Source organism: Nocardia sp. CA-135953 (assembly GCF_050955735.1).
In the GTDB taxonomy this organism is placed as follows: domain Bacteria; phylum Actinomycetota; class Actinomycetes; order Mycobacteriales; family Mycobacteriaceae; genus Nocardia.
The window spans coordinates 6,709,635-6,731,870 of record NZ_CP192082.1 but is presented as its reverse complement, the minus strand read 5'-3'; the positions used below and the strand labels follow the sequence as shown (position 1 = coordinate 6,731,870).

Sequence of the window (22,236 nt, the reverse complement as noted above, 5' to 3'; positions counted from 1 at the left end):
TCTGCCATTTAAGCGGCATCCGTCCGCCGGCCGGGCATCTGTCCGGCGGCCGGGCATCTGTCCGGCGACTGGGCATCTGTCCGGCGACCGGGCATCTGTCCGGCGACTGGGCATCTGTCCGGCGACCGGGCATCTGTCCGGCGACCGGGCATCTGTCCGGCGACCGGGCATCTGTCCGGCGACCGGGCATCTGTCCACCGACCGGGCATCTGTCCACCGACCAGGCATCTGTCCACCGACCAGGCATCTGTCCACCGACCAGGCATCCGTCCACCGACTGGGCATCTGTCCGGCGACTGGGCATCTGTCCACCGACTGGGCATCTGTCCGGCGACCAGGCATCTGTCCGGCGACCAGGCATCTGTCCGGCGACTGGGCATCCGTTCGCCGACCGGGCATCCGTCCGCCGACCGGGCATCCGGTAAGGCGGAGCCCCCGGCGTACGGGGTGCTGAAGGTCCCGGTGGCATCACCGGTCCGGCGACGGCCAGTTCAGCAGGGTGTCGGTGTACAGCTGACGCACGGCTTCGACCTTGTCGTCCATATCGTTCGCGTCCCAACTGCCGACGTCGATCGGGTCGAGGATGGCCACGTCGACGGTGCCCTTGCGCGCGACCATCGAGTTGCGCCAGTTGATTTCACCCGCGTTGCGGATCACCACCGGGATCACCGGCACCCCGGCCTGGATCGCGATGTGGAAGGCGCCCTTCTTGAACGGGCCGATGCGTGGTGTATACGACCGGGTGCCTTCGGGTGAGACCGCGATCGACAGTCCGCCGCGCAGCGTCTGCACCACCGGCGCCAGTGCCGCCTTGGCCTGCGTGGTGTCGGCACGATCGATGAAGGTGACCCCGACGAAGCGCATCAGCGGACCGAAGATCGGATTCCTCGTCAGCTCCTTCTTGCCGATTCCGGTGACCCCGCCTTCGAGCACCTTGGGCACGATGATCACGTCGAACTGGCTCTGATGGTTGAACAGGAAGACCGCGGGTCTCGGGGCGCGGGCGTTTTCCGCGCCGCTGACCCGCAGCCGGATACCGGTAGCGCCGAGCGTGGCAGCGGTTCCGTAGGCCATCAGCGCATCGGCCATCTTCCGGCGCTGACGCGTGTAGGACTTGCTCAGCACGCCGAGCAGCGCTCCGGCCAGCAGCCCGGCGAATCCGGCGACGGTGCGCAGATAGTCGGTCGGGCGTGGTGGTCGGCGCGGACGGAACGTCAGTATCGGCCAATTCTGTTCGGCGGCAGCGGTAGCGAGCTTTCGGTCGGGATTCACCGCTACCGGATGCCCGACCACCGAGAGCAGCGGCAGATCAGCGATGCTGTCGGCGTAGACGTAGCTGCGGCCGATGTGCAGCCCATGCGCGCCGGCGAATTCGCGAACCGCTTCGGCCTTGCCATTGCGCCACAGTGTTTTTCCGTCGGCGTAACCGGTGAGCACGCCATCGGTGGTCGCCATCCGGGTATACAGCACGTGCTCGATACCGAGTTCGGCCGCGGCGGGTTCGACCTGGAATCGGGTCAGCGCGGTCGCGAGCACCACGGTGTGCCCGGCGGCTTCGTGCGTCCGGATCAGCTGCCACGCTTCGGGATACAGGTGTCCGTAGATCTTTTTCCGGAACAGCAGCGTGCCCAACTCGTCCAGCTCGTCTTCGGGCTGCTCGGCGAGTGTCCGCATGGCCTGCTGGAGGAACCGGCTGTATTCGCCATCGGTGAGTCCGTTGCGGATGCTACCGAGCAGGATATCCGCGGTAGTTCGGCTCTTACCGCGCCGGAATGTCCACTGCGACAGCGGCCCGAAACCATCCACAACGGCGGCGAACTCGAAGACCGCGGCGACTTCCGGCCCCTGCGGCCCGGACCGGATCGCGGCGATGGCCGCCGCGAGATCCGTTGGAACCGCGAGGCTTTGTTCGGCCATCAGGCCCCCCGCAGGGGAATATTGGACGGATCGAGTGCGGTGGCTCGCGAGATCCGGGTCGAGATGATGCGCAGTTGGTCGGCGAACTCATTTCTGCGCCGGGTCAATTCGGCCCTCGGCTTGGCAGAGTCATGACTCACCCCGGTCAACAACCCGCGATTGTCGGCGAGTTTGAGTGCGCTGGAGAACAGTTCGGTGGAGACAGACTCCGGACTGTGCAGTCGCTGCTGTAGCAGCATCTGCTTACCGACCGCGACGCATTCGTCGATGAACTCCTTGCGATCGATCTCTTCGGCGCTGTCGTGAGCCGCCAGCCGCTCGGCCACCACCAGTTGCGCGTCGATGAATGCGCGCAGCGCACGGTGCGCCATCATGAATCCGGATGCGGTGAGTTTGTGCAGAACATCCTCGCCGAGGGTGTCCGCCGCGGTGTGCTGGTGCCAATCCGGGTCCACCAGAAGCATTTCCGCGGTCATCTGCGCCGAGAACTCCGCCCGCTCCGGGAAGAAGAATTCGAACTTCAACAGATCGCGCAGTCGGAAGGCCTCGTCCCAGCCCGCTCGCAGCTGATCCGGCGCCTGCATCTCCAAGGCGCACAGGATCGACAATTCGAGAATGGCGCGGTTGATGAACCAATGCACAGCGCTATTGCGATAAAACGCGGCCTCGAGATGCGCACCCGATTCGATCGAGTACACCGGCTCCAGGCCACCGCGATACACCGTCACGACCTTGGCCAGCGACAACTGCTCGAGCACCACCGCGAGGCTCTGCTCATCACGCAGCGCCGCCAGTTCGCCGCGCGGCAGCTCGCGCTTCTCGATGTACCGCAGCACCGGGGCCAGCACATTACGCACCTCGCCGAGGGTGAGCGCACGCTCGTGCACACCGAGCAGCGCCAAGGTGACCAACGCGTTGACCGTGATCGGGGTCACCCGATTGATTCCGTCGGCGACCTCGAAGGCCAACCGCTGCACGGCCTTTCGCTCCAGCTCGGCGACCTCCGCCGACTCGGTGACATTGCTCGGTTCGGTTCCCGCCGGTTCGGTGCGGTGCAGCGGAATGATCGTCGGCGCCGGGGTGAGCGGATCCCCATATGCGGCAAGGCGATCGCGCGCCGAAAGTGGTTCGCCGAATCGCACATAGACGTGTCCGGCCGAATGTTGTTGGCTGCGTATATAGCGCGCCATCCAGGCCAGGCCCTCCGGCTTCTTCTTCCCGCCCACCTGTTCGGTGGCGATGGCGCCGAGTTCGTTCAGTCGCTCATAGGTGATCGATACCGGGACGAGCAGCACATCGTCGATCCGATTCGAACGGACTGCGGCGGCAAGGTAATTCAGCAGTCCATAGCGCGGCGGGCGCAGCTTGCCGGTGCGGGTGCGGCCGCCCTCGAAGTACCACTCCATATTGAATCGCTTGGCCAGCAGGTAGGCGAAGTACTCCTCGACGACCGCCTTGTAGACCTCGTCGTCACCGAAGCTGCGCCGGATGAAGACCGTGCCGGTGCGCCGGGCGATCGGACCCATCGGCCAGAAGCTCAGATTCGCGCCGCCGATCACATGATTCGGTGGAAAGTCGTTGCGGGCCAGCACATCACCGAGTACGAACGCATCGACATAGGACCGGTGCGAGGGCAGGAAGACCAGCGGATGATTGCGGTTCAACGCGCGCAATTCGTCCAGACCGGAGTCGTCGGAGGCGACCTTCCAGGTCGAGGCGTGGATCGGGCGCATCGCCTGGGTGAACAGATCCGAGACCAGCCTGCTCTGGGCGGCGACGAGTTCGTTCAGCGCCTTCTCGGCCCGCCGGTACACCTCGTGCGGACTCGTACCGAGCTGATCGGCGATGAGTTCGAGCCTGCGCAGGAAGTCGGGAGAGTCGAGGATCTCCTCGGCTACCAGCCGCGGCACCTTGTACCGGTCCCCGATAATGGAACGTTCGGCGCGTTCCAGGGCGACCACCGCGGCGCGCACGATGGCGCGCGCGAACGGCTCGGCGGAGCCCTTCAGAAGCAGCGCCGCGGCCTCCGGATTATTGGCGCGCAATTCGCTGAGCAGAGCGGGCTGCCCGGTGAGCACCACGTGACGGTCCGGCGATTTGCCGACCAACCGGCGTTGCGTGAGTCGGTTCGGCTTACGCGGATTGGTCAGCAGGGCCAGGTCGGCGAAGGTGATGCGACGGACCCCGTCGCGCTCCGGCGGGAGCCACAGCACCCGGATCGGCACCACCAGCGGATCGTCGCGTCGTCCGACCAGTCGATCGCCGATCGCATCCGCATCCAGATCCAACTGGGTGATCGGTGCGTCGACGCCGAGTTCGTGTTTCAGTCCGCCGTCGGCCAGCCAGGCGCCGACGAGTTCGCGTTCCACGCCGGAGCTGGCATCGATCAGGGCAACCACCGAATCGGGGGCTGCCGCTCGAGCTGGAGCGGGCGAATCCCCGCGGTGATCGATCATGACTCCTATTGAAGCCCGCCAGTGGATTCCGCGCAGGAACTCCGGCAGGCGAGTTGGGCTTCGGATACCGACACGGCGTTTGCGATCGCGGCCGATCGCGATGGCGAACTAGGCTGCGCGCATGGATTGGGCGTTACGCGCGTGCGGCTGGCACGGCCACTACACCTACGCGCCGGACGAGCAGGATCTGGCGGAGCGACTGCATGTTCAGACAGTGGCCGGTGTCGCGTGGCGGTGTCTGCGCTGCGGCACGTTCGTACCCGGCGAACCGGTGGGCTCCGGGCCCGCCGACCACGCTCCGGAGGTGCCGCGCGGGCGACTGCTGCGGGACCGCTGGCTGATGCGGGCGTTGGCGATCGAGCGGTTGGTGCGCGGCTTGCTCTTGGTGGTCGCCGCGCTCGCCGTCTTCAAATTCCGGTCCTCGCGCGAGGATATGCGGGCGGTCTTCGACGAGGAACTGCCGCTGCTGCGCCCGCTGGCCGATCAGATCGGCTGGGATATCGACCGATCCAAGATCGTGCATCTGATCGATGACGCGTTCTCGCTGTCGAGTACGACCCTGCGGTGGGTGGCCATCGGCATCCTCGCCTATGCGACGCTGCAGGCGATCGAGGCGGTGGGGCTGTGGCTGGTGAAGCGCTGGGGTGAGTACTTCGCGGTGGTCGCGACCAGCATCTTCCTGCCGTTGGAGATCTACGAGTTGACCGAGAAGATCACCGTGCTGCGCGTCGGCGCGCTGCTGATCAATATCGCGGCGGTGGTGTGGCTGGTCTACAGCAAGCGGTTGTTCGGTGTGCGCGGCGGCGGGGCCGCGTATCACGCGGAGCACAACACGGAGAGTTTGTTGAGCGTCGAGCGGTCGGCGCTCGCGCTGCCCGCGGAGTAACCGCCTTCTGTGGTCTGCAGCACAGTCCCGATCTAGACAGGTAATGCTAACCTTACTTTTCTGAGTTAGGTCAGCGTAACTTTGGAGGATCGTTGTCGACCACGGAGCGCTTGCGCGTTGAGTATGTGACCGATCCGGCGGCAGCGATGTCCCGGTTGGCGGCGGCCGAGCGCTTCGGCGAATACGTGATGTACGAACCGCCCGGCGAATGGGTATTCGCGGCCGATCCGCTCGGCGGCGTCGAACTCGACGCGAACGAATTGCGTGTGTCCTGGGACGGGCGCGGCACCACGAGTGCCTGGGAGGGCAGCCCGGCGCGGGTCATCGACAACGCCCTCGCCACGCTGCCGCTTGGCGGGCGTCGGGCCTACGGCTGGATCGGATTCGAGTTCTGCGCATGGGCATTGGATGCGACGCGGCATCTGGATCCGCGAACCGCACTGGCCCATCTGATGATTCCGCGCATCGAGGTGCGGGTCGGCGAGTTCGGCGTCCGGATTTCCGGCGCGACACCGGCCGAGGCCGATGACATTCACTATCTCATCGCCGCCTCGCAGGAGACCGAGCTGCCCCAGGCACATCCGGTCGATGTGCGTCTCGATCCGACCGGATATCGCGATCGGGTTGCCGAGGCGGTCACGGAAATCCGCTCCGGTCGTTATCAGAAGGTCATTCTGTCCAGGAAGGTCGATCTGCCGTTCGCGGTGGACGTCCCCGCCAGTTACCGGCTCGGCCGCGCCAACAACACTCCGGCGCGGTCGTTCCTGCTTCGCCTCGGTGGACTCGAGGCGGCCGGATTCAGTCCGGAGTTGGTCGCCTCCGTCGACGAGGATCGGGTGGTCACCACCGAGCCGCTTGCCGGGACGCGCGCCTTCGGGCTCGGCGAAGCCATCGATATGGCGGCTCGGGCGGATCTGATCACCGATCCCAAAGAGATCGTGGAGCACGCGATTTCGGTGCAGACCTCCTTTGCCGAGATCACCGAGGTGGCCGATCCGGGCACGCCCGCGGTCTCCGATTTCATGGCGGTTCGGGAACGTGGCAGCGTGCAGCATCTGGCCTCCACGGTGCGCGGGCGGCTCGCTGCGGACCGTTCCAGCTGGGATGCGCTGGAGGTCCTGTTCCCGTCGGTCACGGCGTCCGGTATTCCGAAGCGGGAGGGCGTCGATTCGGTGTTCCGTCTCGATGGTGCGCCGCGTGGTCTGTACTCCGGTGCCGTGGTGACGATTTCGCCGAGTGGCGCGATGGAGGCGACGCTGGTGCTGCGTGCGGTCTATCAGACCACCGAAGGGGCGTGGCTGCGGGCGGGCGCAGGCATTGTCGGGCAGTCGCGGCCGGAGCGGGAATTCGAGGAGACCTGCGAAAAACTGGGCAGTGTCGCGCCCTATGTAGTCAAGGCCTAGCAAAACTCATACCCATCAAGGTCGGCCCGCGTTCCGAATCATCTGCTGGGGCACCCGGTTATCCGGGGTTCGGATCGGGGGTGGCGAGATCGGACTCGCGCCACCCCCGATCGTTCCGGTCAGCCCTGGTCGGCGCGCAGGGCCTTCTTATCGATCTTGCCGACGGCCGTGATCGGCAGTTCGTCGGCCTGGCGGAGCAGGTCCGGGAGTTTGTAGGTTGCCAGACCGCGCTCGGTGAGGAAGGACTTGAGCTGGACCAGGGTCGGCATCTCGCCGTCGACAACCAAGACGGCACAGACCTTTTCACCCAGCGCAGCATCGGGAAGGCCGACGGCGGCGGCATGCCGGACGGACGGATGAGCCAGCAGATGTTCCTCGAGTTCGTCGCAGGAGATGTTCTCGCCGCCGCGATTGATGACGTCCTTGATGCGGCCGGAGACGATCAGATGGCCGCTCGGCAGTCGGCGCACCAGATCACCGGAGCGGTAGTAGCCGTCCGGGGTGAAGGCGCGGGCATTGTGTTCGGGAGCGCGGTAGTAGCCACGGATTGTGTAGGGGCCCTTGGTGAGGAGTTCGCCCTCTTCGCCGGGGGCGACCTCGTTGCCGTCGGGATCCACGACCCGCACCTCGTCGGCAGGCGAGAGCGGACGACCCTGGGTGGTGCAGACGATATCGGCGGTGTCGTCGAGGCGGGTGTAGTTGAGCAGGCCCTCGGCCATACCGAAGACCTGTTGCAGTTGGACGCCCAGCGCGGGCGCAACCTCGCGGGCGTTCACCTCGGCCAGCCGCGCGCCGCCGACCTGGAGCAGGCGCAGTGAGCCGAGATCGGCGTCCTCCCATTCGGTTGCCGCACACCAGAGTTGAGCCAATGGCGGCACGACCGCGGTGACGGTGACGCGATGGCTTTCGATGGCGGCGAAAGCGCTCTCCGGACTCGGATCGGTGATGAAGGTGACGGCCGCGCCGACCGATACGGTGCCGAGTATGCCGGGGCAGGCGAGTGGGAAGTTGTGTGCGGCGGGCAGTGTCGCGAGGTAGACGTCGTCCTCGGTCAGTCGGCAGACCTCGGCGCTCGCGGTGGCGTTGTAGACGTAGTCGTCGTGCGTGCGCGCGATGAGCTTCGGCAGGCCGGTGGTACCGCCGGAGACCAGCATCAGCGCGATATCGCTCGGATCGATGTCGGGAAGTGAACCGCCCTCGCGGGGAATCGAATTCAGATCGGTGAAGGTTCCCGGATCTCCGAGTACGAGAATGTGACGCAGGGTGGGTACGGCCGAGCGGACGGTTTCGGCCAGTTCGCGGTAGTCGAAGTCACCGAGCCGGTCGGCCACGATGTACGCGACCGCTTCGGAAAGTCCGGCCAGATGCTCGATTTCGGCGCGGCGATGCGCGGGCAGGGTCAGTACCGGAATGATTCCGGCGCGCAGCAATCCGAACAGAACCGTCAAGAACTCAGGCACATTCGGCAGTTGCACCACCACCCGCTCGCCCGGGGCGATGCCGAGTGCGAGTAAACCGTGCGCCATTCGGTCGGCCTCGGCGTCCACCCACCCGTATGTGCGCGCGCTGCCGATATCGAGCAGGGCCGTGCGATGCGGGTGCCGGATCGCGGTCGCGCGCAGCAGGTCGCCGAGTGGGCGGCCGGTCCAGTAGCCGGCCGCGCGATAGGTCGCGGCCTCGGTGGTGGGGAAGGGGACGTAGCCGTCGCGATGGGTGGGCGAGGTGGATGTCGAAGTCACGGTCTGCCTCACTGGAAGGTCTGCTGCATGATCAGGGTCTCATAACATAGGTTAGGCAACCCTATCTCAATGCGATAGGCTGCCGCCGAGCAGTCTCGATCCGCCGGATGCGGCGGCGACCAAGGAGTGACAGCGCCAGATGGAGCCAGCACAGCGACCGGGGGACGGGGCGGGGATGACGATCGGCCGGGAGGAAATCCGCGCTGCCATTGCCCAGCAGCTCGACATACCGGTCGAGACGATCGCCGACGGCGATGATCTGATCCAGCTCGGACTGGACTCCATTCGCACCATGAAGTTGGCGGGCGGCTGGCGCAAACGCGGGTTGGAGATCAATTTCGCGCAGTTGGCTGCGGCGCCGTCGGTGGCGGAGTGGGCGCGGCTGCTCGGCGTCGACGAATCCGCCGCGGCGGTTGCGGAGATCGAACCCGTCGAAAACGTTGATCCCGAAGACGAATTCGCGCCGTTCCCGTTGGGTTCGATGCAGCACGCCTACTGGATCGGTCGCTCCGAGGAGCAGGATCTCGGTGGTGTCGCGGCACACCTGTATGTCGAATTCGACGGTGCCGAGGTCGATCCCGAACGTTTGGCGCGGGCGGTGACGGATCTCGTTGCCGTGCATCCGATGCTGCGCACCAGGTTCCTTCCCGACGGCACCCAGCAGACCATTCTCGGCCCGGGCCGGCCGGTGTACTCGGTCGTCGATCTGCGCGCGCACGCTCCTGCGGCGGCCGAAGCCGAGCTGGAGCGGTTGCGCGACAGCAAGACTCATCAGCGGCTGGCCATCGAGGAGGGCCAGGTGCTCGACGTGACGCTGAGCCTGCTCGCCGACGGCCGCACCCGGCTGCATCTCGATGTCGACATGATCGCGGGTGACGCGATGAGCTACCGCGTGCTCGTCGCCGACCTCGCTGAGCTCTACCACGGGGGCACGGTGCCGCCGCCGGGCTACAGTTATCGTCGCTATCGCACCGAGCGCACAGTGGATGCCGTTGCCAGGGAACGCGATAAGCAGTGGTGGCGCGATCGGCTGCCGGAGCTGCCCGGCGCACCGGAGCTGCCGACCATTCCGGTCGGCGAGCGCGCCGAACCGCATCGGACCGTCCGCTACAACCACTGGTTGGCGCCGGAAGCCAAGGAGCGGCTGCTCGCCGCCGCGCACGCCCGCGGCATCACACCGGCAATGGCATTGGCCGCGGTATTCGCCGAGACGATCGGCGGTTGGTCGGCGCAGAGCCGCTTCCTGCTGAATGTGCCGCTGTTCCACCGGGAACCGGTGCATCCGGATATCGACCGGGTGATCGGCGATTTCACCTCCTCGATTATGTTGGAGGTGGACGTCACCGAGAATGTGACGGTCACCGAACGGGCGAAAGCACTACAGCGTGCGATGCACGAAAGTGGCTCGCACACCGCGTATTCCGGGCTGGAAGTGCTGCGCGATCTGGGCAGGCACCGCGGCGAGCCGGTGCTCGCGCCGATCGTCTACACCAGTGCGCTGAACCTGGGCGAGCTGTTCGCCACCGCGGTCACCGAGACCTTCGGCGAGCCGGTCTGGATCATCTCGCAGGGACCGCAGGTGCTGCTGGACGCGCAGGTCACCGAGGTGCGCGGCGGGCTGCTGCTCAACTGGGACGTGCGCGAATCCGCGTTCCCCGCGGGCATGATCGACGCCATGTTCACCAGCTACACCGAGGCCATCGGCAGGCTGGGCGCGGGCGAAGCGGGCTGGATCGCGGAGGCCGCGGTGCACCTGCCGGTCGCCCAGGCCGCGGTGCGCGCCGCGGTGAACGCGACCGACGGTCCGGTCTCCGGACGAGCGCTGCACCAGGGCTTCTTCGACCATGCCCGCAGCACGCCCGACGCACCGGCGGTGCTGTGGCGTCACGACGGCGTGGACGGCGACTGGAGCTACGGCGAGCTTGCCGCACAAGCGCTTTCGGTCGCGGCCGCGTTGTGTGCGATCGGGGTGCGGCCCGGTGCAACCGTCGCGGTGCAGCTGCCGAAGGGGCCGGACCAGATCCTCGCCGCACTCGGTGTGCTCGCGGCGGGTGCGGCCTATGTGCCCATCGGTTTCGATCAGCCGGTCGGGCGGCGCGCGGAGATCCTGCGCACCGGTGACGTGGTCGCCGCGATCACCGTCGACGGCGCCGATCTGGGTCGCACGGATATCACGTGTTTGCCGCTGTCGGCGGCGCGTACCCATCCGAATCCGCTTGCCGAGCCGGTGATTCCGGATCCGGAGTCGATCGCCTATGTGCTGTTCACCTCCGGCTCCACCGGTGTGCCGAAGGGGGTCGACGTGCCGCACCGCGGCGCGATGAACACCATCGACGCGGTGAACGAGTGGTTCGAGGTCGGCCCGGCCGACCGGGTGCTCGGGCTGTCCGCGCTGGAATTCGACGCCTCCGTCTACGACATGTTCGGCATGTTCGCCGTCGGCGGCTCGGTGGTCGCGCTGTCGGCCGCACAGCGCGAGGAGGCCACCAGCTGGGTCGAACTGCTGACCCACCACCGGGTTTCGATCCTCAACTGTGTGCCGAGCATGCTCGACATGATCCTGGAGATCGGCGGTGACCACCTGGGCGATTCGCTGCGCGCGGTCACCCTCGGCGGTGACTGGGTCGGGGCGGATCTGGCGCGGCGGCTGGGCAGGCAGGTGCCGGGCTGCCGGTTCTCCGGTTTGGGCGGTGCCACCGAAACCTCCATCCACAACACCATTTGCGAGGTCGCCGACCCGCCCGAGCATTGGGCGACCGTCCCGTTCGGCGTGCCACTGCGCAATGTGCGCTGCCGCGTGGTGAATTCGGCGGGTCGCGACTGCCCGGACTGGGTGCCCGGCGAATTCTGGGTCGGCGGTGCGAATGTCGCGGCGGGCTATCGCAATGATCCGGAGCGCACCGCGCAACGGTTCGTCGTCCACGACGATCTCCGCTGGTACCGCACCGGTGATATGGCGCGCTACTGGCCCGACGGCACCATCGAATTCCTCGGTCGCGCCGACCATCAGGTCCAGATCCGCGGTTACCGGGTGGAATTGGGCGAGGTGGAAAGCGGACTGCGTACCGCGCCGGGGGTGCGGCACGCGGTGGCCGCCGTGGTCGGCAAGGGCGCGCCGAAGCTGGTCGCGGCGGTTTCGGGCGAGGTCGGCGCCGCCGAGGATATTGTCGCCGCAGTGCGGGATCTGTTGCCCGGCTACATGATTCCCACTCGTATCGAGATTGTCGAGCAGATGCCGTTGACCGATAACGGCAAGCTCGATCGTCGCGCGGTGGTGGCACTGCTGGAACCCGACGCGTCCGAAGCGGTCGACGCGCGCCCGCGCACGCCGCTGGAGGCCGCGCTGGCCACCGTCGTCGCCGAAGTGCTCGGTACCGAGCGGATCGGCGTGCACGACGATTTCTTCGGCGCGGGCGGTGACTCGGTGCTGGCCACCACGGCCGTCGCCAGGATCCGCGAATGGCTCGAGGTCGACCACGCGCTGATCGCCGATCTGCTCGTCGGCCGGACGGTGGCCGGGTTGGCCGGGCGGCTGGTCGAACGGGAGACCGGTCGTGGCACGCCCGATCGACTGGACGCCGTGGCCAAGGTGTACCTGGAGGTGGTGGCCATGACCGACGAGGAGATCCTGGCCCAGGCGTGACCTGTGCGCATCGCCTGAGAACGGTCGCCGCGCGCACTAGACTTCCGGTCATGAGCCATTGGGATACCTCGAACATTCCCGATCAGAGTGGCCGCACGATCATCGTCACCGGCGCGAACAGCGGGCTGGGGGCGGCGACGGTGCGTGCGCTGGCCGGGGCGGGTGCGCAGGTGGTCCTGGCCTGTCGGAATCTGGCCAAGGGCGAGAAAGTGGCACGGGAGATCGGTGCGCGGGCCGAGGTGCGCGAACTCGATCTCGCGGATCTGGCCTCGGTGCGTGCGTTCGCCGATGCGGTGGACCGATCCGACGTACTGATCAATAACGCGGGTGTGATGGCGGTGCCGCTGCGGCGGACCGCCGACGGCTTCGAAATGCAGATCGGCACAAACCATCTCGGTCACTTCGCGCTGACCGGGCTACTGCTGGAAAAGATCTCGGACCGGGTGGTCACGGTCTCCAGCGGTGCGCATCGGGCCGGCAAGATCGATCTGGACGACCTGAACTGGGAGCGCCGCAAGTACCAGCGCTGGTCCGCTTACGGTCAGGCGAAGTTGGCCAACCTGATGTTCGCCTACGAGTTGCAGCGCAGGCTGACCGCGGCGGGTTCGTCGAAGATTTCGGTGGCCGCGCATCCCGGTTATGCCGCAACGGAACTGCAGTCGCATACCGAATCCATTCAGGACAGGGTCATGGCGCTGGGCAACCGACTGCTGGCGCAGAGCGCCGAAATGGGTGCGCTGTCGGAGATCTTCGCGGCGACCGAGCAGGTCGAGTCGGGCGCGTTCTACGGCCCGGACGGATGGGGTGGCCTGCGTGGCTATCCCGGGCTGTCCGGTTCCACCGCGGCATCCAAGGACGAGCAGGTCGCGCGCGGCCTGTGGGAGCTGTCGGAGAAGCTGACCGGCGTCACCTACACATTCGGCAAGTAGCGGAACCCTCTGCGGCACAGGACAATTCAGGGAGCGCGGCGGTTGTGCCGGTCGTTTTGGGCGCGATGAAGGAAATCACTGCGAGCCAGTACTGATCCGGACCACGACGGCGATGCGCGGCACTCGTGATCCACATCACATTCGTGGATGTCACACTGTGGTGGGCCGCGTCGTCCTCTCTGTGAAACCCCAACCGAATGGAAGGCACAGATCATGGAACAGCGCTTCAACCTCTACGCCAACCCCGTCGCCGGTAGCTACGTCAAGCGGCTCGTCACCGCGGGCAAGGTCGTCGACGGGTCCTCCCTGCCCGCCGCCACCTACGAGCTGGTCAAGATCCGCGCAAGTCAGATCAACGGCTGCGGCATGTGCGTCGATATGCACACCAAGGATGCCGCGCACGCGGGTGAGACCGCCGTGCGAATCAACCTCGTCGCCGCGTGGCACGAGGCCACCGTCTTCACCGAGGCCGAGCGCGCCGCCCTCGCCCTCACCGAAGAGGCCACCCGCATCGGTGACGGTCGCGGCGTCAGCGACGAGACCTGGGAGCAGGTGCGCAAGCACTACGACGACGATCAGACCGCGGCGCTCATCGCGGCCATCGCGACGATCAACGCGTGGAACCGGATGAATGTGATCGTCCGCACCCCGGCCGGTGGTTACGTTCCCGGTCAGCTGGGGTGATCTTCGGCACGAAAGTTGGCCGTGTGGTTACCTCGGGATAGTCCCTGGTACAGTCACCGTCGTGCAGCGCGTCTATTTCTGGTTTAGCAAGCCGGCCCTGGGTGGGTCGGTCTGCGGCAACCATTTGCGCTGACCTCATTTCACCCCGAGCCGGAGGATGGACCGGCTCGACGGGTTTCACGTCCGTGGGTCGGCCTTGAAGTAAAGGAACCCACAAACGATGACTACCGCAGCCGACGTCGACGCGCGGCACGCCCACCCGTCGCCCGACCGCCACCCCGCATCGAATCGCTCCGCGATGCTGTTCGATCTGGACGACCAACGCACTCTCAGCGTGAGCCCGTTGCGCTCACCGGCCGAGGTCCGCCAGGTACACCGAATCACCGATGCGCTGGCCGACGTGGTCCGAGCCGGTCGCAAAGCCACCGTCGACGTGCTGAACGGTACCGACGATCGCCTGATGGTGATCGTCGGGCCGTGTTCGGTCCACGATCCGGCCGCCGCGCTGGACTACGCCCGCCGCCTGGCCGCCAAGGCGGCCGAATCAGACGATCGGCTACACGTCGTGATGCGGGTGTACTTCGAGAAGCCGCGCACCACCCTTGGCTGGAAGGGGCTGATCAACGATCCGCACCTGGACGGTTCCTTCGACGTGAACACCGGACTGGGCATCGGCCGCAAGCTGCTGGTCGATATCACCGCCCTCGGCCTGCCGGTGGCATGTGAATTCCTCGACCCGATCACCCCGCAGTACATCGCGGACCTGGTCTCCTACGGCGCCATCGGCGCGCGCACCGCGGCCAGCCAGGTGCACCGCCAGCTCAGCAGCGCACTGTCCATGCCGGTCGGCATCAAGAACGGCACCGATGGCGATGTGCAGGTGGCCGTCGACGGCGTGCGGGCCGCCGCTGCCAGTCACGTTTTCCCAGGCACCGACTTGGACGGCCGCTCGGCGCTGATCCGCACCACCGGCAATCCGGACTGCCATGTGATCCTGCGCGGCGGCAGCACCGGCCCGAACTACGACGCCGCCTCGGTCCGCGAGGCCTGCATCCGGTTGGAGAAGGCATCGCTACCGGAGCGGATCGTGGTGGACGCCAGCCATGGCAACAGCAATAAGGATCACAACAAGCAGGTCGATGTGGTCACCGATATCGCGAGCCGGTTGGCCGCGGGCGAGCCGGAGGTGGTCGGCGTGATGCTGGAGAGTTTCCTCGTCGCGGGCCGCCAGGATCTGACCCTCGGGCACGCCGACGCACTGACCTACGGGCAGTCCATCACCGACGCCTGCATCGATTGGGAGACCACGGCCGCCCAGCTCGATCGCCTCGCCGACGCGGTGCAGCGGCGCCGCGAGCGCTGATACTCCGAGCCTGTCGCCCCGGTGAAAGCCGGGGCGCGGCTACGGATTTCGCCGCGGTTTCGCGACGACGCCGAGGATATCGCCGGAGCAGACGGTGGCGCCGTCGAAGCCCGCGGTGGCCAGATAATCGATGAGATGTCCGGGAGCGGGTTTCGGACCGGTGCCGGTGGGTCCGTCCGGTTGTCCGTATCCGTAGAACAGATACAGCGTGCCGTCGGGTGCGAGGACCTGCCGGATCAGCGCGAGTTCGGCGGTGGGCCGCTTGGTCCAGAACAGATTCACGTTGACGGCGACAACCTTGTCGAAGCCGCGAGCCGGTCCGATTTCGGCGAGTACCCGGGCTCGGTCGAGCTGTTCCAGTCCGGCGTGCAGCAGGTGGACCTTGCCGCATTCGATCAGTGCGGCGTGACGCTTCGTCGCGCGGGCGATGGCCGTCGGGGAACGGTCCACACCGACGACGCGACCGCCGTCCAGCTGTGCGGCCAGGTACGCGATCGAGTCGCTGGAGCCGGGACCGATTTCCAGGATCCGGTCGTCGGGCCGCAGGTGCATGGTCTCGGCGATCCACTCGAATCGGGCATCGATCGCCATATGGGCAATGTACGACTGTTGCGCGCCCCTGTCGGCGGTTCGGTCAGATCCCGGGCGGCCAATCCGAGACCGGGCCCGGCGGGTCCGTCGCCAGCCGTCCGGCCAGCCAGGTGTCGCGGCGGCTGCCGCGCTGCATGGTGCCGAGCCGCGCCATCCCCTCATAGTGAAAACCATTGCGACGGACCACCGCGGCCGAGGCGTGATTGCCGACGAAGGCGCGCCAGTTGATCCGGCTCAGCGCCAATCCTGTTGGCTGGAAACCGAATTCGCACACCAGGGCGACCGCGCGCGACATCAGCCCGCGTCCGCGTTCCGCGGAGACCAGCCAGAAGCCGATTTCCGATGCCGATTCGTCGCGCGCATGGAGATCGATCATGCCGACGACCGGACCGTCGGCGCGTGTCCGCAGTGCCCAGATCGGACTGCGGGTGGCCCAGCCGGGCGCGACCATATCGTCGAGGAAGGATTCGGCATTCTTCCGGTGATACGGAACCGGAATTGTCACCCACTCGGCAATGCTGGGCTCCTGGCAGCATGCGACGATATCGTCGATATCGGCCTCGGTCGGCCGCGACAAAAAGATGGTTGTGTCGGATAGCGGATGATCCTCCATATGATCATCGTGTCACGACCGGCTCGTCGGGCCCATCGGCGCGGAACGTAGAATCAGCCTGATGGTTGCCGCTCTTCTCGCCGACTTGTTCGAATCGCATCGGGCGCATCTGCTCTCGGTCGCCTACCGGCTGACGGGCAGTGCGGGCGACGCCGAGGACGCCGTGCAGGAGAGTTGGCTACGGCTGGCCGGTGCGCATCAATCCGAGATCGAGGATCTGCGGGGCTGGCTGACCACCGTGGTCAGCCGAATCTGCCTGGACCGCCTGCGCAGTGCCGCCGTGCGCCGGGAAACCTATGTCGGGCAGTGGCTTCCGGAGCCGGTCGTGACCGGTACCACGCCATCGACCATGCCGGATCCGCTCGAGGCGGTGGTCCGCAAACAGGAATGCAGCCTGGCCGCCCTGGTGGTGTTGGAGAGTCTGACACCGCCGCAGCGCGTGGCATTCGTTCTGCACGACGGGCTTTCGGTGCCGTTCGACGAGATCGGCGAGATCCTCGGCATTTCGGTGGAGGCGGCGCGCCAGCTGGCCGTGCGGGCCAGGAAGTCCGTCGCACAGGCCCCGCCGCCCGTCTCGGATGTCGAGCACGCGGCCGCGGTGCGCAATTTCATCGCCGCGCTGTCCGCCGGTGATATCGCCGCGATAACCGCTGCGCTGCACCCGGATTCGGTAATAATCGGCGATGCGAACGGCACCACGTCCACCGCGATCAATGTCATCGCCGGTGCGGACAAGGTCGCCCGCTTCCTCCTCGGGCTGATGCGCAAGTACGGTATGGACGGCTCATCGGAGCCGACACTGGAATTCGAATTCGCCACGGTCAACGGTCAATTGGGTCTGGTGGTGTATCGGGTCGGCCCGGGTTACGGTCGGCTCGAGGGTCCGCCCCGGGTGATCGGATTCGCGGTTCGCGACGGATTGATCTGGGGTACCTACGATCTCGCGAATCCGGAGAAACTGTCCCACGTCCGCCTGGGGTGAGGCGGTGCCAGGCCGGGCCCCCATCGCCAGGCCTGACACCGCCATCGGTTACGGCGTGGACGAGCCGAGGAACCAGTCCCCGGTCGACGATCCGGTGCCGTTACTGCCGGTCGAGGAGCCGTTGAACCAATCGCCGGTGGACGAGCCGAAGCCGGCGATCAGGTCGTGTGCGATATTTCGAAGGAAACCCAGTACCGTTCCGGCGACCTCCGACGCGGCCGGCTGCAGTACCAGGTCCAGATACGAGGCCATAAGCGCCCCTTTCGAGCCACCGCCGCAGGTCGGCGGTTTGTGAGGTAGAACATGGCGAGGCTAGCCGCCGTTGGGATACCGCACAACCATGCAGGTAGAGAGGTCAATCCAAAAGTGAAATATAGCCTTTCGCTATCTGTTGGCAACAATGGTGATCGCTGGGCTACTCTCCGGATATGTCCTCGCAACCCGCGACCGTCGCCCGCCTGCGCCCCTTCGCCTCCACGATCTTCGCGGAGATGACCGAATCAGCCGTCCGGCACGAGGCGATCAACCTGGGGCAGGGCTTTCCGGATACCGACGGACCCGCGGGCATGCTCGAGGTCGCGCGTCAGGCCATTGCCGATGGGCTGAACCAGTACCCGCCCGGCCGCGGTATGCCGATCCTGCGGCGCGCCATCGCCGCCGACCGGGCCCGCCGCTACGGCACCCGGTACGACCCGGACACACAGGTCCTGGTCACCGTCGGTGCGACGGAGGCGATCAGTGCCGCTGTGCTCGGTCTGGTCGAGCCCGGTCGAGAGGTCGTGCTGATCGAGCCCTACTACGACTCCTATGCGGCCGCAATCGCGCTGGCCGGAGCGCGACGGCGCACCGCCCATCTCGTTGCCGACGGTGACCGCTTCGTACTCGACCTGGACAGCCTGCACGCCGCCATTACCCCCGCGACCAGGATGCTGATCGTCAATTCGCCGCACAATCCGACCGGCACCGTGCTCGACCGCGCCGATCTGACCGCGATCGCCGAAATCGCCTGCGAGCACGACCTATTGGTGCTCACCGACGAGGTCTACGAACACCTCGTCTACGACGGCAACGAGCACATCAGCCTCGCGACCCTGCCCGGTATGGCCGAGCGCACCGTCGTGGTGTCCAGTGCGGCAAAGACATTCAGCGTCACCGGTTGGAAAACCGGCTGGGCGCTCGGTCCCGCCGAACTCATCGACGGTGTTCTCGCGGCCAAACAGTTCCTGACCTTCGTGGCGGGTGGGCCGTTCCAACCGGCCGTCGCGCACGCGCTGAACAATGAACTCGACTGGGTCGCCGCCCTGCGGGACACGCTGTCGGACAAGCGACTCCGGCTCGCCGCCGCGCTGAAGGACACCGGCTTCGGGGTGAAGGAGAGTGCGGGCGGCTACTTCATCTGCGCGGATATCACGCCGCTCGGCACAACCGACGGCTTGGCGTTTTGCCGGGAACTGCCCGCTCGGCTGGGGGTCGCGGCCGTGCCGCTGCTCGCCTTCGCCGACCACGTCGATGCGTGGAATCACCTGGTGCGCTTCACCTTCTGCAAACGCGACGAAACCCTCGACGAGGGCGTGCGCCGACTTCGCGCGGGTGTTCGAGTCGGCTAGGCCCGGTCCTGTGGACGCCGTCGCGCCTGCGGTGCGTGCCAGTCGTACCGCATCGCGAGCAGGCGAAATACGATGGCGCCGAGCGCGGCGCAGGCGCCGGTAATCGGGTTGTAGGCATTGAAATGCAGTAGGGTCGCGGTCGCCGTGGCACCGAAAAGTGCTGGTACCGCATAGATCTGCTCGGGTATCAGCACACTCGGCGTCTGCCCGCCGAGCAGATCGCGGATCACTCCGCCGCCGATCGCGGTGACCAATCCGAGCAGTGTGGCCGAGGGGGCGCCGAGACCATGGTGGTAGGCGATCACCGTGCCGGTCACACAGAACAGCCCGAGCCCGAAGGCATCGGCCACGCCGAGCGGACCGCCGGTCACGCGCGGCGACGGATGCCAGAAGAAGATGACCGCGGCCGCGAGCAGCGCGGTCCACAGATAACTGAGATCGACGAACGACGCGGGTGGCGTCCGGCCGATCACCAGATCCCGAATGACACCGCCACCGAGCGCCGTGCTGCAGGCCAGCACCACGATCCCGAATACGTCGAATCCGCGCCGCACCGCGAGCAACGCCCCCGAGGTCGCGAAGGCGAAGACGCCGAACAACTCCCCGACGTGCTGCGCGGTATTCACCGCGGAATCGAAATGCGCCACGCGCACACGATCACATATTCAGCGGCTCACGGCGTCGGGCAGGCATGGGCCGCGCACGGTCGGTCGCGACCAGTACCGCGATCCCGCCGAGCATCGTGCCCATGAAATAGCGCTGGATCCGCAGCCACAGCGGCCGACCGGTCAGGAAGGCGGCGATCCCGCCCGCGCCGAGCACGATCAGCCCGTTCACCGTCAATGCCACCGCGATCTGCACCGACCCGAGGCACAGACTCTGCAACCACACCCGGCCGTGCTCGGGCGCTACGAACTGCGGGATCAAGGCCATGTACATGATCGCGATTTTCGGATTCAGCAGATTGGTGACCAATCCCATGGTGAACAGTCGCCGCGTCGGATCAGGCGGTAGCTCGGCGGGTGCGAATACCGAGGTCCCGCCGGGCCGCACCGCCTGCCAGGCCAGCCACAACAGGTATCCCGCACCCGCCAGTTTCACCGCCAGATACAGGCCGGGCACGACCGCGAACACGGCGGTGATCCCCGCTGTGGCCGCCGCCAAGTAGACCCCGAATCCGGCCGCGACACCCCCGAGCGACACCAATCCGGCCCGCCGCCCCTGCGAAACACTGCGCGATACCAGATACATCATGTTCGGTCCCGGTGTGAGCACCATTCCCAACGCGGCCGCCGCCACACCGAACAACGCAGCAGTCTCGATCATGACCCCGATCCTCACCCGCACTCCCTGTCGATGTCTCGGTCCAGTCGGACACCGCTGGACCGCCCAGGTGACATCATCGCCAGTCGTGTCTCGATCCAGCGGGATCCCGCGGTATCCGGACGAGAATCGGCGGTCGGTGCATCGTCCCGGAACAAAACAGGCTGCTCGCACGCTGTATGTGCGAAGCCAACGCACGCTACGCCCGTCGGGAGCAGGATCGATGCCGCATCCGATGGGTTGTCGGTGGCGTCGGGAACAATGGACCGGAGTCGCACGAGCGATCCGACAGTGCCGGACGCGCCGCATACGAGGAGAGACTGTGACCGACGGTCCGCTGATCGTTCAGAGTGACAAGACGCTGCTTTTGGAGGTCGACCACGAGTTGGCCGGGGTGGCACGGCAGGCCATTGCGCCGTTCGCGGAATTGGAGCGGGCGCCCGAGCATGTGCACACCTATCGGGTGACGCCACTGGCGCTATGGAATGCGCGGGCGGCGGGTCATGATGCCGAGCAGGTGGTGGATGCCCTGGTCAGCTACTCGCGGTATGCGGTGCCGCAGCCGCTGCTGGTCGACATCGTGGACACCATGGCCAGGTACGGCCGGTTGCAGCTGGTGAAGAATCCGGCGCACGGCTTGACGCTGGTCAGTCTGGATCGCGCGGTGCTCGAGGAGGTGCTGCGGCACAAGAAGATCGCACCGATGCTCGGCGCCCGCGTCGATGAGGACACCGTCGTCGTGCATCCGTCCGAGCGCGGCCGGATCAAACAGATGCTGCTGAAGATCGGCTGGCCGGCCGAGGATCTGGCCGGCTACGTCGACGGCGAGGCGCATCCGATCGAACTGGATTACACCGGCGGGAAGTGGCATCTGCGCGATTACCAGGAGATGGCGGCCGATTCGTTCTGGGCCGGTGGTTCGGGTGTCGTGGTGCTGCCGTGTGGTGCCGGCAAGACGATGGTCGGCGCCGCCGCGATGGCCAAGGCACAGGCCACGACGCTGATCCTGGTCACCAATACGGTGGCCGGACGGCAGTGGCGGCGTGAGCTGCTGGCCCGGACCTCGTTGACCGAGGACGAAATCGGCGAATACTCCGGCGAGCGCAAGGAGATCCGTCCGGTCACCATCGCCACGTATCAGGTGATCACCCGCCGCACCAAGGGCGAATACAAGCACCTCGAACTCTTCGACAGCCGCGATTGGGGCCTGGTCATCTACGACGAGGTGCACCTGCTGCCCGCACCGGTCTTCCGGATGACCGCCGATCTGCAATCGCGGCGCAGGCTCGGTCTCACCGCGACCCTGGTGCGTGAGGACGGCCGCGAGGGCGATGTGTTCTCGCTGATCGGACCCAAGCGCTACGACGCGCCGTGGAAGGACATCGAGGCGCAGGGCTGGATCGCCCCCGCCGAATGCATCGAGGTCCGGGTGACCCTCACCGATGCCGAGCGGATGGCCTACGCCACCGCCGAGCCCGAAGAGCGCTACAAGCTCTGTTCGACCGCGCGCACCAAAATCCCTGTGGTGGAATCGATTCTGGCTCAGCACAAGGATGCGCAGACCTTGGTGATCGGCGCGTATCTTGATCAACTCGACGAGCTCGGCGCGGATCTCGATGCGCCGGTAATTCAAGGTTCGACGAAAACCAAAGAGCGCGAAGAACTTTTCGATGCCTTCCGGCGCGGCGAGATTCCGGTGCTGGTGGTGAGCAAGGTCGCGAACTTTTCCATCGATTTGCCCGAAGCCTCTGTCGCGGTGCAGGTTTCGGGAACATTCGGTTCGCGCCAGGAAGAAGCGCAACGGCTCGGTCGACTATTGCGGCCGAAACACGATGGTGGCCAAGCCCACTTCTATTCGGTCGTCGCGCGTGACACCCTGGACGCCGAATATGCCGCGCACCGGCAGCGATTCCTCGCCGAACAGGGTTATGCGTATCGCATTACGGATGCCGACGACTTGCTGGGACCGGCCATCGGATAAGCGGAGGAGCCTGTCGTTGCCCTTCGGTAGAGTAGCGCCCGTGTCCGCGATGACACCCCGGACCTCCAAGCGGAGGGCCGGGTTATCAGAGCCTGTGGAGTGTTTGGCTCTGGCCGACC

The 22,236-nt window shown here is 66.5% G+C and carries 17 protein-coding genes; 9 read left to right on the top strand and 8 right to left on the bottom strand.

Annotated features, from left to right (window positions below; genetic code table 11):
- Window positions 1-468: 468 nt before the first annotated feature.
- Together ACQPXH_RS30630 and ACQPXH_RS30625 are read right to left on the bottom strand one after the other, a co-directional pair.
- Window positions 469-1,917 carry an HAD-IB family hydrolase gene (locus ACQPXH_RS30630; protein WP_433599913.1) on the bottom strand — a complete coding sequence of 483 codons (1,449 nt, stop codon included), beginning with the start codon at window positions 1,915-1,917 and terminating at the stop codon, window positions 469-471.
- Entirely contained in the window at window positions 1,917-4,373 is a 2,457-nt protein-coding gene (locus ACQPXH_RS30625; RefSeq protein ID WP_433599912.1) for a glycerol-3-phosphate 1-O-acyltransferase, read from the bottom strand. The genes ACQPXH_RS30630 and ACQPXH_RS30625 overlap by 1 nt, the downstream gene beginning before the upstream one ends.
- Before the next feature lie 121 nt (window positions 4,374-4,494).
- On the opposite strand from ACQPXH_RS30625, the gene ACQPXH_RS30620 reads away from it, so the two are divergent.
- Together ACQPXH_RS30620 and nbtS are read left to right on the top strand one after the other, a co-directional pair.
- Window positions 4,495-5,259, top strand: coding sequence for a DUF2127 domain-containing protein (locus tag ACQPXH_RS30620; RefSeq protein WP_433599911.1), 765 nt, complete (start codon window positions 4,495-4,497; stop codon window positions 5,257-5,259).
- 92 nt (window positions 5,260-5,351) lie between these two features.
- Window positions 5,352-6,662 carry a nocobactin biosynthesis salicylate synthase NbtS gene (nbtS, locus tag ACQPXH_RS30615; RefSeq protein ID WP_433599910.1) on the top strand — a complete coding sequence of 437 codons (1,311 nt, stop codon included), beginning with the start codon at window positions 5,352-5,354 and terminating at the stop codon, window positions 6,660-6,662.
- Window positions 6,663-6,781: 119 nt separating this feature from the next.
- Here the strand turns inward: nbtS and ACQPXH_RS30610 are convergent, their stop codons facing one another.
- Window positions 6,782-8,401, bottom strand: coding sequence for a (2,3-dihydroxybenzoyl)adenylate synthase (locus ACQPXH_RS30610; RefSeq protein WP_433599909.1), 1,620 nt, complete (start codon window positions 8,399-8,401; stop codon window positions 6,782-6,784).
- A gap of 175 nt (window positions 8,402-8,576) precedes the next feature.
- Here ACQPXH_RS30610 and ACQPXH_RS30605 point away from each other — a divergent pair, with 175 nt between their 5' ends.
- The 4 genes from ACQPXH_RS30605 to ACQPXH_RS30590 all read left to right on the top strand — a co-directional run bounded on the left by ACQPXH_RS30605 (window position 8,577) and on the right by ACQPXH_RS30590 (window position 15,020).
- The gene (locus ACQPXH_RS30605) at window positions 8,577-12,044 is read left to right on the top strand and encodes an amino acid adenylation domain-containing protein (RefSeq protein ID WP_433599908.1); all 3,468 of its coding nucleotides are present in this window, start codon (window positions 8,577-8,579) and stop codon (window positions 12,042-12,044) included.
- 50 nt (window positions 12,045-12,094) lie between these two features.
- Window positions 12,095-12,973 (top strand): oxidoreductase, encoded by an 879-nt coding sequence (locus ACQPXH_RS30600; protein ID WP_433599907.1) that lies wholly within the window; start codon window positions 12,095-12,097, stop codon window positions 12,971-12,973.
- 213 nt (window positions 12,974-13,186) lie between these two features.
- Window positions 13,187-13,657 carry a carboxymuconolactone decarboxylase family protein gene (locus ACQPXH_RS30595; protein WP_433599906.1) on the top strand — a complete coding sequence of 157 codons (471 nt, stop codon included), beginning with the start codon at window positions 13,187-13,189 and terminating at the stop codon, window positions 13,655-13,657.
- Between the two features lie 220 nt (window positions 13,658-13,877).
- The gene (locus ACQPXH_RS30590; protein WP_433599905.1) at window positions 13,878-15,020 is read left to right on the top strand and encodes a 3-deoxy-7-phosphoheptulonate synthase; all 1,143 of its coding nucleotides are present in this window, start codon (window positions 13,878-13,880) and stop codon (window positions 15,018-15,020) included.
- A gap of 39 nt (window positions 15,021-15,059) precedes the next feature.
- Here the strand turns inward: ACQPXH_RS30590 and ACQPXH_RS30585 are convergent, their stop codons facing one another.
- Both ACQPXH_RS30585 and ACQPXH_RS30580 read right to left on the bottom strand, forming a co-directional pair.
- Window positions 15,060-15,611: a class I SAM-dependent methyltransferase gene (locus ACQPXH_RS30585; RefSeq protein ID WP_433599904.1), complete on the bottom strand. Its 552-nt coding sequence runs from the start codon at window positions 15,609-15,611 to the stop codon at window positions 15,060-15,062.
- A gap of 43 nt (window positions 15,612-15,654) precedes the next feature.
- Window positions 15,655-16,224 carry a GNAT family N-acetyltransferase gene (locus ACQPXH_RS30580; protein WP_433599903.1) on the bottom strand — a complete coding sequence of 190 codons (570 nt, stop codon included), beginning with the start codon at window positions 16,222-16,224 and terminating at the stop codon, window positions 15,655-15,657.
- Window positions 16,225-16,285: 61 nt separating this feature from the next.
- On the opposite strand from ACQPXH_RS30580, the gene ACQPXH_RS30575 reads away from it, so the two are divergent.
- Window positions 16,286-17,206 carry a sigma-70 family RNA polymerase sigma factor gene (locus tag ACQPXH_RS30575; protein WP_433599902.1) on the top strand — a complete coding sequence of 307 codons (921 nt, stop codon included), beginning with the start codon at window positions 16,286-16,288 and terminating at the stop codon, window positions 17,204-17,206.
- 48 nt (window positions 17,207-17,254) lie between these two features.
- Here the strand turns inward: ACQPXH_RS30575 and ACQPXH_RS30570 are convergent, their stop codons facing one another.
- The gene (locus ACQPXH_RS30570; protein WP_433599901.1) at window positions 17,255-17,458 is read right to left on the bottom strand and encodes a hypothetical protein; all 204 of its coding nucleotides are present in this window, start codon (window positions 17,456-17,458) and stop codon (window positions 17,255-17,257) included.
- A gap of 176 nt (window positions 17,459-17,634) precedes the next feature.
- Between ACQPXH_RS30570 and ACQPXH_RS30565 the strand changes: the two genes are divergently transcribed.
- Window positions 17,635-18,813, top strand: coding sequence for a pyridoxal phosphate-dependent aminotransferase (locus ACQPXH_RS30565; protein WP_433599900.1), 1,179 nt, complete (start codon window positions 17,635-17,637; stop codon window positions 18,811-18,813).
- Here the strand turns inward: ACQPXH_RS30565 and ACQPXH_RS30560 are convergent.
- On the bottom strand, window positions 18,810-19,460 hold the full coding sequence (locus ACQPXH_RS30560; RefSeq protein WP_433599899.1) for a trimeric intracellular cation channel family protein: 651 nt from the start codon (window positions 19,458-19,460) through the stop codon (window positions 18,810-18,812). The genes ACQPXH_RS30565 and ACQPXH_RS30560 overlap by 4 nt on opposite strands.
- A 10-nt stretch (window positions 19,461-19,470) precedes the next feature.
- Window positions 19,471-20,139, bottom strand: a complete 669-nt coding sequence (locus ACQPXH_RS30555; protein WP_433599898.1) for a LysE family translocator — start codon at window positions 20,137-20,139, stop codon at window positions 19,471-19,473.
- Between the two features lie 319 nt (window positions 20,140-20,458).
- Here ACQPXH_RS30555 and ACQPXH_RS30550 point away from each other — a divergent pair, with 319 nt between their 5' ends.
- Window positions 20,459-22,117 (top strand): DNA repair helicase XPB, encoded by a 1,659-nt coding sequence (locus ACQPXH_RS30550; protein ID WP_433599897.1) that lies wholly within the window; start codon window positions 20,459-20,461, stop codon window positions 22,115-22,117.
- Window positions 22,118-22,236 lie beyond the last annotated feature (119 nt).

Coding starts and splice junctions, on each gene's coding strand:
- ACQPXH_RS30630 (WP_433599913.1), bottom strand. CDS start 1,917: ATGGCCGAACAAAGCCTCGCGGTTCCAACGGATCTCGCGGCGGCCATC.
- ACQPXH_RS30625 (WP_433599912.1), bottom strand. CDS start 4,373: ATGATCGATCACCGCGGGGATTCGCCCGCTCCAGCTCGAGCGGCAGCC.
- ACQPXH_RS30620 (WP_433599911.1), top strand. CDS start 4,495: ATGGATTGGGCGTTACGCGCGTGCGGCTGGCACGGCCACTACACCTAC.
- ACQPXH_RS30605 (WP_433599908.1), top strand. CDS start 8,577: ATGACGATCGGCCGGGAGGAAATCCGCGCTGCCATTGCCCAGCAGCTC.
- ACQPXH_RS30600 (WP_433599907.1), top strand. CDS start 12,095: ATGAGCCATTGGGATACCTCGAACATTCCCGATCAGAGTGGCCGCACG.
- ACQPXH_RS30595 (WP_433599906.1), top strand. CDS start 13,187: ATGGAACAGCGCTTCAACCTCTACGCCAACCCCGTCGCCGGTAGCTAC.
- ACQPXH_RS30590 (WP_433599905.1), top strand. CDS start 13,878: ATGACTACCGCAGCCGACGTCGACGCGCGGCACGCCCACCCGTCGCCC.
- ACQPXH_RS30585 (WP_433599904.1), bottom strand. CDS start 15,611: ATGGCGATCGATGCCCGATTCGAGTGGATCGCCGAGACCATGCACCTG.
- ACQPXH_RS30580 (WP_433599903.1), bottom strand. CDS start 16,224: ATGGAGGATCATCCGCTATCCGACACAACCATCTTTTTGTCGCGGCCG.
- ACQPXH_RS30575 (WP_433599902.1), top strand. CDS start 16,286: ATGGTTGCCGCTCTTCTCGCCGACTTGTTCGAATCGCATCGGGCGCAT.
- ACQPXH_RS30570 (WP_433599901.1), bottom strand. CDS start 17,458: ATGGCCTCGTATCTGGACCTGGTACTGCAGCCGGCCGCGTCGGAGGTC.
- ACQPXH_RS30565 (WP_433599900.1), top strand. CDS start 17,635: ATGTCCTCGCAACCCGCGACCGTCGCCCGCCTGCGCCCCTTCGCCTCC.
- ACQPXH_RS30555 (WP_433599898.1), bottom strand. CDS start 20,139: ATGATCGAGACTGCTGCGTTGTTCGGTGTGGCGGCGGCCGCGTTGGGA.